General features: G+C 68.4%; 9 protein-coding genes. 2 read left to right on the top strand and 7 right to left on the bottom strand.

The window, feature by feature from the left end:
* The first annotated feature begins 21 nt into the window (after positions 1-21).
* On the top strand, positions 22-651 hold the full coding sequence (locus tag AC6H42_RS29965) for a tRNA-uridine aminocarboxypropyltransferase (RefSeq protein WP_497549622.1): 630 nt from the start codon (positions 22-24) through the stop codon (positions 649-651).
* A 20-nt stretch (positions 652-671) separates the two neighbouring features.
* Here AC6H42_RS29965 and AC6H42_RS29960 read toward each other — a convergent pair whose 3' ends face one another.
* From AC6H42_RS29960 to AC6H42_RS29945, 4 genes are all read right to left on the bottom strand, one after another.
* Positions 672-3,608, bottom strand: a complete 2,937-nt coding sequence (locus tag AC6H42_RS29960) for an Hsp70 family protein (RefSeq protein ID WP_497549621.1) — start codon at positions 3,606-3,608, stop codon at positions 672-674.
* Positions 3,608-5,494 (bottom strand): Hsp70 family protein, encoded by a 1,887-nt coding sequence (locus tag AC6H42_RS29955; protein ID WP_497549620.1) that lies wholly within the window; start codon positions 5,492-5,494, stop codon positions 3,608-3,610. The genes AC6H42_RS29960 and AC6H42_RS29955 overlap by 1 nt, the downstream gene beginning before the upstream one ends.
* On the bottom strand, positions 5,491-6,126 hold the full coding sequence (locus AC6H42_RS29950; RefSeq protein WP_497549619.1) for a DUF2760 domain-containing protein: 636 nt from the start codon (positions 6,124-6,126) through the stop codon (positions 5,491-5,493). The genes AC6H42_RS29955 and AC6H42_RS29950 overlap by 4 nt, the downstream gene beginning before the upstream one ends.
* Before the next feature lie 248 nt (positions 6,127-6,374).
* Positions 6,375-8,558 (bottom strand): methyl-accepting chemotaxis protein, encoded by a 2,184-nt coding sequence (locus tag AC6H42_RS29945; protein ID WP_082551860.1) that lies wholly within the window; start codon positions 8,556-8,558, stop codon positions 6,375-6,377.
* Between the two features lie 134 nt (positions 8,559-8,692).
* Here AC6H42_RS29945 and AC6H42_RS29940 point away from each other — a divergent pair, with 134 nt between their 5' ends.
* Positions 8,693-9,862 (top strand): PA0069 family radical SAM protein, encoded by a 1,170-nt coding sequence (locus tag AC6H42_RS29940; protein WP_057155875.1) that lies wholly within the window; start codon positions 8,693-8,695, stop codon positions 9,860-9,862.
* A gap of 240 nt (positions 9,863-10,102) precedes the next feature.
* On the opposite strand, the gene AC6H42_RS29935 is transcribed toward AC6H42_RS29940, so the two are convergent.
* From AC6H42_RS29935 to AC6H42_RS29925, 3 genes are all read right to left on the bottom strand, one after another.
* Positions 10,103-11,125, bottom strand: coding sequence for a sensor domain-containing diguanylate cyclase (locus AC6H42_RS29935; RefSeq protein ID WP_229418204.1), 1,023 nt, complete (start codon positions 11,123-11,125; stop codon positions 10,103-10,105).
* Between the two features lie 109 nt (positions 11,126-11,234).
* Positions 11,235-11,828 (bottom strand): gamma-glutamylcyclotransferase, encoded by a 594-nt coding sequence (locus tag AC6H42_RS29930; protein WP_497549618.1) that lies wholly within the window; start codon positions 11,826-11,828, stop codon positions 11,235-11,237.
* 56 nt (positions 11,829-11,884) lie between these two features.
* Positions 11,885-12,361, bottom strand: a 477-nt coding sequence (locus AC6H42_RS29925) for an FMN-dependent NADH-azoreductase (protein WP_497549617.1), incomplete at its 5' end; no start/stop codon positions are given.

The raw sequence follows: 12,361 nt of genomic DNA, 5'->3' as shown, positions 1-12,361 counted from the left end.
GGGCATGCGCTACAATCGCACATGTCTTCCTCAAACAAACGTCCCATGTGCGCGGCCTGCCTGCGGCCGCAATCGGGCTGCATCTGCCGCTGGATTGCGCCGCTCGCCAGCGCCGCCGAAGTGCTGATACTCCAGCATCCGTTGGAAGTGGCCAATGCCAAGAACAGCGCGCGGCTGCTGCATCTGTCCCTGCCGGACAGCCGCCTGGAAGTGGGCGAGAGTTTCGAGCCGGAGCGGCTCGACGCCTTGCTGGGCGGCGCGCGCCGTGCGCTGCTGCTGTATCCTGAAACGCCGGGCGGCGCCTCGCTGGGCATCGCCCCCGCGCCGCCGTTCGATCCGGCCTGGGCCGGCGAGCCGGCCTCCCTGAAGCTGGTGGTGCTGGACGCCACCTGGCGCAAGAGCCGCAAGATGCTTTATCTGAACCCGGCCTTGCAGCGCCTGCCGCGCTTGCCGCTGCGCGAGGTCCCGGCGTCGCACTACCTGATCCGCAAGGCGCACGCGCCGGACCAGCTGTCCACGCTGGAAGCCACGGCGTACGCGCTGGCGCAGCTGGAAGGCGACGAGGAAAAGTTCGCGCCGCTGATCGCGGCGTTCGACGGGTTCGTGGCGCAGCAGCAAGGCTACGTCCGGGCGGGGCGCCCGGTTGAGTAGAGCATCAGCCGGGCCGGCGATCAACTGAGCAGTTTCAGCCCCGGCGGCAGCGCCTCGCCCAGCATGCGCTTCTCCATGGCCTGGTCGAGCTGCACCACCTCGCGCACCATGGCGCTCCAGGCGGCCGGCGCGCGCGTCGCTTCCATGCGCTGCAGGATCTGCGCGCGCAGTTCTTCGCTGATGTCGCGCGTGCGGTCGCCCGTCATGCGCGCCAGGTGGGCGGCGGCGAAGCCTGCCGGTTCCACCTTCTTCCAGTCCAGCGTCAGCAGCGCCGCCAGCCACTGCTCAACCGTTTCCACCGGCGCCACGTCGTGCGCGCTGCCGTGGAAAGGCTGGCGCGAGCCCACCCGGCCCAGTGCCCACAGGAAGCGGCCCAGCGCCGCTTCGGCCTTGTCGGCTTTGGCTGCAGACGCCGTGGCAAGCTGCTGCACCTGGCCCAGCAGCCATTCGCCGATCTCGCCCTTGTAGGCCGACGGGATGCGTTCCAGCGATGCGCCCAGGCGCAGCATGTCTTCCTCGCTGCCGTTGACCAGCGTGACGGGACGGCGGCCGCGCTCCTGCTCGTCGGCCTGCAGGTTGAAGGCGAAATCGTCCAGCAGCCGCAGTTGCTGCGTGGCGTCCAGCCCGCCGGAGACGCGGCGCCACAAGGTCCACCATTCCGAGCAGGCCTGGCTGTCCTTGTGGTGCTGCAGGCCGCTGTCGAACATGGCCCACAGCTGCTCGATGCGCCAGGCATCCAGCGTATGGCCGAAGCCGGGCCGCAGGCAATAGCCGGCCAGGTTGAGCCAGGCGCGTTCATGCTCGGCAGAGCGGCGGCGGCCCTTGGCCCGCTGCAGCAACGCGTCGAACAGGTGGCGCAGCAGCGGCGTGGGCCAGGACTCGCGCGCGCCCAGCAAGTGGTCGAGCTGGCGGCCCAGCTGGCGCACTTCCTTGCTGTCCACCTGCTGCGCGCGGCTGCCGAAGATGCGCTCGATTCTCTCCAGCGCGTCCTTGTAGCGGGGCGGCAGGGTGATCTCATCGGCGCCATCTTCGGCCGCGGGGGCGCCGTGGGCGCGCAGCTGGAATTCGAGCAGCCAGCGCTGTGGCTTGCCGCCTTCGCTGGCTACGCAATGCACTTCCAGCGTGCCCACTTCGCTCAGCGACGCGGCCAGTTGGACCGGGATTTCCTTGCGTGCCGCCGCGTCGCCGCTGTCGCGCAGCACGGTGGCGATGGGCGGCAGGCGCACATAGGAGGATGGATCGAGTTCAACCAGCTCCCCCGCGCCCGGCGCGGCGCCCGAATCGGCGGTCGATGAGACGATGTGGAAGCGTACCGGCCGGCCAAGGCGCAGCGCGAAGGTGCGTTCCGCAAGACGGACTTCGCTGCCGGTCTGCGCGCCGCGCGGCAGGATGCAGACGGCCCGGCGTGCGTGGCGCACGAGCGCCCCGGCATCGTCTCCGGCATCGGCCGCAGCGGGCGCGTCCGCAGCGGCCGCGCCTGCGCCGCTTGCTGCGCCGTTGCTGGCGGCATCGCTGTCGAGCAGCAGGAAGTAGGAACGCGGGGACCCGCCGCCAATGGTGGGGGCGCGGCCTTGCTTGCCGATGGCGTAAGCGACGCCGCCGCGCGCGACAGCCACGTCCGGATTATCGTTGTGCAGCACTTGCACCGGCGCGCCGCGCCAGGCGGACAGCGTGGCCTCCAGCCGCGCCGCCAGCGCGTCGGCCCTGAATACGCCGCCGTTCAGCAGCAGGGTGTCCGGCACCGCAAGGCTGGCGTGCGGCGCCGCGCCCAAGGCCGCGCGTGCGGCGGCCGCGTGCTGGTGCAGGAAGCTGGACAGGTGGCGCGTGATGGCAGGGTCGCTGGCGTAGGGCAGGCCGAACTCCACGATGCCGCCGCGCGTGCGCCTGGCTTCCTCGTCCGCCGCGCCCAGCGGGAAGAAGCCGTCCACCACCATGGCCTCGACTTCCTCGCGCGTCAGCTCGACCGAGCGCGAGCCGCCGACCAGCTTGGAGCCCGAGCCCAGCATCGTCACGGCCACGCTGTCCGGCGCATCGGCCGCCAACAGCTGTTCCTTGGCGGCGCGGCAGCGCTCCGTGAGCTGCGCCATGCGCGTCGCCGACAGGCGCACCGCAGGCGTGCTGCCCGCGTCGCTGCCGGCCAGGCGGGCTTCAACCCGCCGCGCCAGCGCCAGGTCCATATTGTCGCCGCCGAGTATCAGGTGGTTGCCCACCCCGATGCGCGTCAGCAGGGGATCGCCGCCGCCGGCGGGCAGTTCCACCTTGATCAGGCTGAAATCCGTGGTGCCGCCGCCCACGTCGCACACCAGCACCAGCCGCGTTTGCGCCAGGTCCTGCGCCAGCGTGGCGCGGTGGCGGTACAGCCAGTCGTAGAATGCGGCCTGCGGCTCTTCCAGCAGCCGCAGCTTGGGCAGGCCCGCCATGCGCGCCGCCTCCAGCGTCAGCGCGCGCGCGCCCTCGTCGAAGGAGGCCGGTATCGTCAGCACGATCTGCTGCTGTTCCAGCGGCTGCTTGGGGAAACGCTGGTTCCACGCCGCGCGCAGATGCGCCAGGTAGCCGGCGCTGGCCGCCACCGGCGACACCTTGGCCACGTCGGGCTCCGCGCCCCACGGCAGGATGGCCGCCATGCGGTCCACATTGGGATGCGATAGCCAGCTCTTGGCGCTGGCCACCAGCCGGCCCGGCACCTGCGCGCCCAGCTTGCGCGCCAGGCGCCCGCTAGCCACCTCGGCCACGCCGGCCACGTCGGGCTCACGCCACGGCAGCTGCAGCTCGCCCGCCGCCAGCTCACCCTCGGCCGGGTGGTAGCGCAGCGACGGCAGCAGCGGCGCCGTGCCTATCTCGCCGGGCGCCACCAACTGGTCGATGTCGAACAGCTTGACCTCGTCCGAGCCGGGCTCGCAGTAGGCCAGCACCGTGTTGGTGGTGCCCAGGTCGATGCTGACGAGGTAAGGCTTCATTACTCGCCGACGGTTGCGCGGACGTCGAACTCCACCTTCCAGCGCTGGCCATTGTCGTTGGAAACCGCCAGCAGCTCCAGCGTGCCCGACTCCGTTGCCTGGGCGTGCAGGCGCACCTGCACCACGTCGCCCGGCTGGCGGCCTTCCGGCGACAGCGTCATCTGGATCGCGTTCAGCTCCTGCAGTTCCTCAGGGCCCCAGAAGTCCAGCATGTCGCCGATCTGGTCCTGGCGGCGGGTGGAGGAACCGAAGAAGCGGAAGTCCACCGGCTCGCCGACCACCAGGCCGAATTCCTGGCCCGGCAGTTCCATCTCGCTGCCTTCCTCCATGCCGAACGGCGCCACGCACAGCGCCTGGATCGGCGGCTCCATGCCGGGGATGGCCGGCATCGACGATTCCACCGCCACGTAGTACGAGCGCGCCGTGCCGCCGCGAATGCGCACGCCGCTGCCACGGCGCACGTAGCTGTAGTAGGCCGCGCCGCGCGCCACCGCCAGGTCCAGGTCCGCGCCGCCCAGCATGCGGGCCGGTTCGGCGCCTTCCAGGTACAGCCAGTCGTTGATGGTGTCCATCACGCGCTTGGCCAGCAGTTCGGATTTGAACACGCCGCCGTTGAACAGCACGGCGGTCGGGTGCAGGAACGTGGCATCGGCGCTCTGCCTGCCTTCATAGCCTTGCAGTTCGCTGGTGGCGCCCAGCTGGCGCGCCAGGAAGGACGCCAGGTGGCGCGTGACGGCGGCGTCCTGCGCATACGGCAAGCCCAGCTGCGTCAAGCCGGCGCGGGTGCGCACGGCAGGGCGGGCCGAGGCTTCCACCTGCGGGAAGAAGCCGTCCAGGATGAAGGTGCTCACTTCGGCGCGCGTCAGCTCGGTGCGGATCGAGCCGCCGATCAGTTTCGAGCCGCGGCTCGGCACCACGATAGGCCAGCTTTCCACGCTGGCGTCGGCCAGCAGGGCTTCCTTGGCGGCGCGGCAGCCGTAGGTGAGCGCGCGCAGCTGCCAGGCGTCCAGCTGGGTGCCGTTGGCGGCCAGCTTGCGCGCCACCAGGTGGGCCAGCGCCAGATCCATATTGTCGCCGCCCAGCAGGATATGGTCGCCCACGGCCACGCGGTGCGGTTCCAGCACGCCGTCCCGTTCCAGCACGGCGATCAGCGAGAAGTCGCTGGTGCCGCCGCCCACGTCCACCACCAGGATGATGTCGCCGGGTTTGACTTCCTTGCGCCAGCGGCCTTCGCTGCCCTGGATCCAGCTGTACAGGGCCGCTTGCGGCTCCTCCAGCAAGGTCAATGCCTGGTAGCCCGCGGCCTTGGCCGCGTCGGCCGTGAGCTCGCGCGCGGCCGGGTCGAACGAGGCCGGGATGGTGACGGTGACGGCTTGCTCCGTGAACGGGGCATCCGGATGGGCGGCGTCCCATGCCTGGCGCAGGTGCGACAGGTAGCGCGTGGACGCTTCCAGCGGCGACACGCGCGTCACTTCTTCCGGCGCGTCGTTCGGCAGGATGGCGGCGCGGCGGTCCACGCCGGGGTGGCACAGCCAGCTTTTGGCGCTGGACACCAGGCGGATCGGCGTGGTGGCGCCGCGGCTGCGCGCCATTTCGCCCGCCACGGCGGTGGGTGCCTCGCCTTCGCCGTCGGCCTGCCATGGCAGCGCCAACTGGCCCGGCGCCATTTCGTCCGGGTGCGGCAGATACAGGAAGGAGGGCAGCAGCGGCAGTTCTTCCACCGTGCCTGGCGCGGTCAGCTGCGGCACGCCGAGCACCGATTGCGCGGTCTTCTCGCCGTCGCTGGCCTGCAGGTCCACATAGGACAGCGCGCTGTGGGTGGTGCCAAGGTCGATGCCGATGGCGTAGCGCGGGGTGTGCGCGTTGTTATTCAGATTCTCGCTCACAGTTCCACCTCCGCAGGTGCCAGTACCTTGGCGTCATGCGCCTCGGCCAGCTTCGGCAGGCGCACGCTGGTGGCGCGCCAGCCGCGATGGCTCAAGCTGCCCTTGAACGGGGCCTTGCCGACCACGTTGCCGGTCAGGCGCACGGCGGCCGCATCGAAGCCTTCCTCCAGCGTGACGCGCGTGCCTTCGGCTTCGGCGCGCACCGGTTCGATGGTGAAGTGCTCGCGCAGCACCTTGGCGCAGCCTTCGTGCACCACGCGCGCGGCGGCGCCGATATCGGCGTCGGCGTAGGCGCTCAGGTTTTCCTGGGTGAAGTCGATCAGGCGCGCTTCGCGCTGCAGCAGGCTAAGCAGCTGCAAGGCGGCGTCCGGCGTGGCTTCGCGCAGGATGACGGGGGCCGGCGGCGCGGTGGGCGCGGCCGTTGGCGCCGGGGTGGGGGCGGCGGTCGGTGCGGCAGTGGGCGCGGCAGTGGGCGCGGCGGTGGGCGCTGCTGCGGTGGCGCCGGCCACGCGCGAGTTGATGCGCTGCAGGCGGGCGGCGAACTGCGGGTCCGACAGCGTGCGGAAGAAGGTGCCGAAGGCGAGCGCGATGCGGGCGCCAAGCGAAGGCAGATTGTTGTTCGTATTGGTCATGTTGTGGTCGATTCGGGTCAAAAAGCAGCCCGCCGCAGCAGGGAGCGCGGCCATGGGCTGGCGGTGTTGGTGACATCGGATAGCGTGCGCGGCGCATCGGCGCCGGGCGCACGGCACCTGGGACAGTGCGCATGATACCAGCTAGCGGCCCGGCAGCGAAGCTCCCGCCCCGCTGCGTGGCGGGGCGGGCAAGGGAAAACGCAGCGGAAAACGCAGGACGGAGCGGCCCCGCGTCAGGGCGGGGCCGCTCAGAATCGCACGAACTCGGCCTCGTCGAGCTCTTCGCCGGCCGGCGCCGCCGACGCGTACAGGTCGCGGTTGCGCACCATCTTGACGGCGGTCGGCTTGCGCATCGGCGCCTGGGCCTGCCGGCGCGGCGCCTGCGGCGCCGCGTTCACCTTGAAGAAGCCCATGGTCTGCTGCAGCTGTTCGGCCTGGCTGCTCATCTCCTCGGCCGTGGCGGCCAGCTCCTCCGAGCTGCTGGCATTCTGCTGCGTGGTCTGGCTGAGCTGGTTGACCGCCGAGTTGATCTGCGCCACGCCGGCCGACTGCTCCTCGGACGCGGCGGCGATCTCCTGCACCAGTCCCGACGTCTTCTTGATGTTGGGAACCATCTGTTCCAGCAGCACGCCGGCCCGCTCGGCCAGTTCCACGCTGCTGGTGGCCACTTCGCCGATCTCCTGCGCCGCCACCTGGCTGCGCTCGGCCAGCTTGCGCACTTCGGCCGCCACCACCGCGAAGCCCTTGCCGTGCTCGCCGGCCCGCGCCGCCTCGATGGCCGCGTTCAGCGCCAGCAGATTGGTCTGGTAGGCGATATCGTCGATGATGCCGATCTTGCGCGCGATCTGCTTCATGGCCGCCACGGTGGCGTCCACCGCCTCGCCGCCCTCGCTGGCTTCCTGCGAAGCCTTGGCCGCCATGCCGTCGGTGGCCTTGGCGTTGTCGGTGTTCTGGGCGATGGAGGAGGTCATCTGCTCGATGGAGGCGCTGGTTTCCTCCACGCTGGCGGCCTGTTCGCTGGAAGCCTGCGACAGCGCCTGCGCCGTGGCGCTCACTTGCTCGGACGCGCTGGCCAGCGACTGGGCGCCGGAATTGACTTCCGTCACCACCTGCAGCAGCTTGGCCATGGTGTTGTTGGCGTATTCCTTCAGCTCGGCAAAGCTGCCTTCGTACTGCTTGTCGATCGTCTTGCTCAGGTCGCCGTCCGCCAGCGCGCCCATCACGCGCACCACGTCGGCAATGCTGGCGCCGGTGGTCACCATCAGGCGGTTCAGGCCTTCGCCCAGTTCCTTTTGGAAGCCTTGCAGCCCCGCCAGTTCCACGCGCGCCTGGAAGTCGCCCCGGTTGGCGGCCGCCACCACGCGCTGCTGGCCGTCGATCACCAGCCCCAGCTTCTCCACCGTGTTGTTGGCGTAGCGCTTCAGGTCGTCGAACGCGCCCTCGTAGGGTTTGGTGATGGTCTTGCTCAGGTCGCCTTCCGACAGCGCGCCCATCACGCGCACCACGTCGTCGATGCTGGCGCCGGTGGTCACCATCAGCTGGTTCAGGCCTTCGCCCAAGTCCTTCTGGAAGCCTTGCAGCCCGTTCAGGTCGATGCGGCTGTCGAAGTTGCCCCGGTTGGCGGCCTCGACGGCGCGCTTCTGGCCGGAAATCACCTGGTTCAGCTTGGCCACCAGGTTGCGCATGGCGCGCAGCAGCTGACCGGTTTCGTCCTTGGAGCTGTCGTTGATTTCAATCGACAAGTCGCCCGCTTCGAGCCGTTCGGCCACCTGCACCGCTTGCCGGATCGGGCGCACGATGCTGAGCGTGATCCAGGCCGCGATGGCCACCGCCAGGATGATGGCCAGCGCCGCCAGCGCGATCACCAGCGTGCGGGTCGACTCGTAGGTGGCGGCGGCCTCGCTGGCGGCCTTGTCCATCAGCTCGCCCTGCGATTTGGCCAGCGCTTCCAGCGCGGCCCAGAACACGTCGTTGGTGGGCACGAAATCGGTCTTCAGGAAGTCGATGGCGGCTTTGCGGTCGCTCTTCACGAGCGCGTAGAAGGGCTCGTACTTGGCGGCCACCAGTTCGCGCTTGTCGATGATGTTCTTGTACATCTGCTTGCCGGCGTCCGTGCTCAGCAGTTTTTGCACCTTGCCCAGGCCGTCCGTCATTTCGCTGCGGTTGGCATCGACCAGGCGCCGGTATTTTTCGACTTCGGCATCGCTGGTGGAGAGCAGGATGTTGCGCATCTGGCGCGCGTTGTCCATGCTGTTGGTCAGCACGCCGTTGATCAGCACTACCTTGGCGTAGTGTTCCTCGTAGATGACGCGCGTGCTTTCGTTGATGGTGCCCAGGCGCTGGACACTTATGATGGACAAAATGAGCAGCAGCAAAACGACGCTGCCAAAGCCGAAACCCAGGCGGGTGGCGATCTTCAGGTTTTTCAGCATGGGAATTCCCTGTCGGATAATCGAGTGACCTCGGTGATTATGCGCTGCCGTCCGGAGGGGAAATCTCTCCAATAATCACTGTTGCGCGGACGCGCCATGCGGCATAGAATGCTGTATATGCATACAGTATTGGAATGGCCATGGATGAAGACGACTTTGAAGGGCAAGCCATGCTGCCGCCGGCGCCGCTGCGCGCGCAGAAGGGGCGCGGCGCGCTCAGCAATCTGCAGGGCCGCTACGAGGCCTACGGGCGCGAGCAGTTCGACGACGGCTGGGAACACGAGGAGGACGACCCCGCCGCTCCGCGCGTGTGGAAGACGCACGTCACGGACGAAGTGGCCAAGTCCATACTTACCCGCAACAGCTCGCCGGACATTCCGTTCAGCGTGTCGCTCAACCCTTACCGGGGCTGCGAGCACGGCTGCATCTATTGTTTTGCGCGGCCCACGCACAGCTACCTGGGCTTGTCGCCCGGCATGGACTTCGAGAGCAAGATCTTCGCCAAGGTGAACGCGCCCGAGCTGCTGCGGCAGGAGCTGGCGCGGCCGGCCTACGTGCCGGAGCCAATCGCGCTGGGCGTCAACACGGACGCCTACCAGCCCTGCGAGCGCAGCCTGCGCATCACGCGGCGCGTGCTGGAGGTGCTGCACGAATGCGGGCATCCGGTGGGGCTGATCACCAAGTCCGCGCTGATCGAGCGCGACATCGACCTGCTGGCGGCCATGGCGGCCAGGGGGCAGGCCTCGGCCGCCATCACCATCACCACGCTGGACCCGGCCATCGCCCGCACGCTCGAGCCGCGCGCGGCGGCCCCGGCGCGGCGCCTGCGCACCATCCGCATGCTGGCCGAGGCCGGCATACCGGTGGGCGTCAGCATCGCGCCGGTAATTCCCTTTGTTACCGAGCCGGACCTGGAGCGGGTGATGGAAGCGGCCTTCGAGGCTGGCGCCATGCACGCCAACTACATCGTGCTGCGGCTGCCGTGGGAAGTGAACCCGCTGTTCCAGCAATGGCTGGAAGCGCACTTCCCGGACCGCGCCCAGCGCGTCATGAACCGCGTGCGCGACATGCGCGGCGGCAAGGACTACGACAGCGATTTCGGCAAGCGCATGAAGGGCGAGGGCGTGTGGGCCGAGCTGATACGGCAGCGCGCCGAGAAGGCCATCCGCCGCTTCGGCATGGAAAAGCGCGGCAGCCGCTTCAGCCAGCTCGACGCCACGCAGTTCAAGCGCCCGCTGGTGGTCCCGGCGCTGGGCGCCAAAGCCAGGACCGCAGCGGCGGCGGGGCAGATGGACCTGTTCTGAGCAAGGGGAGGATAGATGGGCTGGCGATGGATCAGTATCATCCTGCCGCTGCTAGCGCCGATGGCCAGCTCTGCTGGGTGGCAATCGGATTCTGCGCATCGGCCCTGTACGAAATTGCGCGATCACACCCGTGTGATCCGTGTGATCGTGCTCTGCCGAGCGGTACGGCAGGCAAGTTGAACGGGATAGCTATCGCCTGGGGTGGTTTGCCGGTGGTACTGGTTTCGATGCGTTAAGGGCTTACGGCGCCTTGCGCGAGCAATTGCGGCCGGCGCGCTTTGCCACGTACAGCGCGGCGTCGGCGCGCTCGATCAGGTCGTTCATGGATTCGCCGATGCGGTGCTCGGCGACGCCGGCGCTGATGGAGAGCCGGCGCCCGGCCAGGTTGCCGTCGAAGCGAAGTGCCTGCACCGCTTCGCGGAACCGCTCGGCGAAGGCCAGGCAATCGTTGGCGCTGACGCCGGACTGGAAGATGGCAAATTCGTCGCCGCCGTAGCGCACCGCGACATCGGCCCGGCGCGACAAGCCGCCCAGCAGCTGGCCCACGCGGCGCAGCACGACATCGCCGCTCAGGTGCCCGCACGCGTCGTTGATGTCTTTGAAATGGTCTATATCGAACAGTAATAAGGCCAGCCGCGCTGACTCCTCGCGCTCGTGCAATTCGATCATGCGGGCCGCCGCATCTTCCATGTAGTAGCGCGTAAACAAACCGGTCAGCGGATCGCGCGCCGCCAGCTGATAATAGCGGCGCCTGTCCTCCTCCATCTCCGCGTAGCCGATTTGCGCCTGCTTCAAGTCGTCATAGGCAATCTGCAGTTCCTGGTTGGCGGCAAGCAGACGCTGCTCGTGCTGGTGTTCCAGCGTCACGTTCTGATAGATCGTGACGAAACCCTGGGCCTCGCCGTTCTCGTCGTGGATGACGCTGCCGGTGATGTCGAGCACCGTGCCGTCGGGGCGCGTGCGGGTGAAATGATGGGGCTGGAATTGTTTGCTGAGCTGAATGCGCTCCTCGACTTGCCGTTCCGGATCGCCCGGCCCGAATTCGCCGCGCCGGGCGTTAAAGTAAAACAAGTCCGGCAGCGTTACGCCGGGACGCATGACGTCTGCCGTAAAGTTCAGCAGACGGCAGAAGGCATCGTTCCAGAAACGCATCGTCAAAGCGCTGTCGATGATGGTCACGCCCACGGGCATGCATTGCATGGCTTGCACGAGTTCATGAACGCTCAGCTGCGCAATACCGTGGGTCAGGGGAGGTAGTTTCATCGCGCGCCCTCAGATGGCCTAGCCTGGCCGGTAACGAGAGAATATCAGCTTGTATACATGGAAAATGCACACATTCTCACGCTGCCGCCGGTCGGTTGCCCGCCGCGTGCTAGGTGTTGCTGGCGATGAGTTCCAGCAGGTATTGCTCGATGGTGAAGACGTGGGCGTCGTGCTTGCCGAGTTCGCGCAGGGCGATGGCAAGGTGGGTCAGGTAGTCGCTGTTGGGACCGCTGGGGCCGGCGGAACGGGCGATGTGGCGGGCGATTTCCTCTTCGCTCGCTTCGCCCAGGAAGGCTTCGTTGTCCTCGCGCGCCACGTACACCACGCCTTCGGCGGCGTCGGCCGCACCCGCCGTCGCCGCGTCGTCGAACGCCATCTCCACCGCCACCCGCAAGTAGCCGTTCTTTTCCCGGTAGTCCAGGTGCTCGAACACGGCCGGCGTGATCAGGTAAGCCATGCCATGGCAGATGGCGCCGGCCTCGGGGATGATGGTGACCACCCGGCCCGGCGCGGCGGGCGTGCCGCGATGGTCGTGCGAGCCTTGCCAGAAGCGCCGCGACCAGCCGGCGATGCTGGCCGGGCGCCGCTGCAGATAGGGGAAGTCCGCCTTGTAGATCAGCGAGCCATAGCCGAACACCCACACGCTGTGGTGTCCGGCGAACTTGTCCATCTGCCGGTTGATCTCGATAGTGTTGGCTGACATGGGCAAATTATAGCGAACAGCGCCGCGCGCGGCAGCCGCTGCGGGACGCCGGCGTGCTATCCCGCCACACGCAATTGGGCAGCCTGCCGCAGCGCGCCCTGGATGGCTTGCGCGCGCAGTTCCGCACCCAGCGCAATGCCTTCGGCGCGCACCACGTCCACCTGCGCCACGCCCATGATGGCGAACACGGCCTTCAGGTAGGACTCCTGGTGGTCTGCCAGCATCTCGTGCGGCTGGCCGCCACGGGTCGAGACCAGCACCACGCGCTTGCCCGTCGCCAGCCCGACGGTGCGGCCGTCCGGCCCCACGTCATAGGTGCGGCCCTGCAGCAGCACGCGGTCCAGCCAGGCCTTCAGCGTGGACGGCACCGACAGGTTGAACATGGGCGCGCCCAGCACCAGCACGTCGGCGGCCATGAACTCGGCCAGCAGCGACTCGGTCAGCAGCGCTTCCGCGCTGAGCTCGGCGTTCATCGGCAGCGCCGTGTTCCATTCGGAGCGCATCACTTGCATCAGCGGGCCGTTCACGTGCGA

The sequence above is a fragment of the Massilia sp. NBRC 108631 genome (assembly GCF_059704565.1).
Note: the sequence above shows the minus strand (reverse complement) of the source record. Positions and strands in the feature narration are given on the sequence as shown.

What these genes read in the sequence shown, in the direction of transcription:
- AC6H42_RS29965 (WP_497549622.1), top strand. Translation starts at nt 22, where the DNA reads ATGTCTTCCTCAAACAAACGTCCCATGTGCGCGGCCTGCCTGCGGCCG.
- AC6H42_RS29960 (WP_497549621.1), bottom strand. Translation starts at nt 3,608, where the DNA reads ATGAAGCCTTACCTCGTCAGCATCGACCTGGGCACCACCAACACGGTG.
- AC6H42_RS29950 (WP_497549619.1), bottom strand. Translation starts at nt 6,126, where the DNA reads ATGACCAATACGAACAACAATCTGCCTTCGCTTGGCGCCCGCATCGCG.
- AC6H42_RS29945 (WP_082551860.1), bottom strand. Translation starts at nt 8,558, where the DNA reads ATGCTGAAAAACCTGAAGATCGCCACCCGCCTGGGTTTCGGCTTTGGC.
- AC6H42_RS29940 (WP_057155875.1), top strand. Translation starts at nt 8,693, where the DNA reads ATGGCCATGGATGAAGACGACTTTGAAGGGCAAGCCATGCTGCCGCCG.
- AC6H42_RS29935 (WP_229418204.1), bottom strand. Translation starts at nt 11,125, where the DNA reads ATGAAACTACCTCCCCTGACCCACGGTATTGCGCAGCTGAGCGTTCAT.
- AC6H42_RS29930 (WP_497549618.1), bottom strand. Translation starts at nt 11,828, where the DNA reads ATGTCAGCCAACACTATCGAGATCAACCGGCAGATGGACAAGTTCGCC.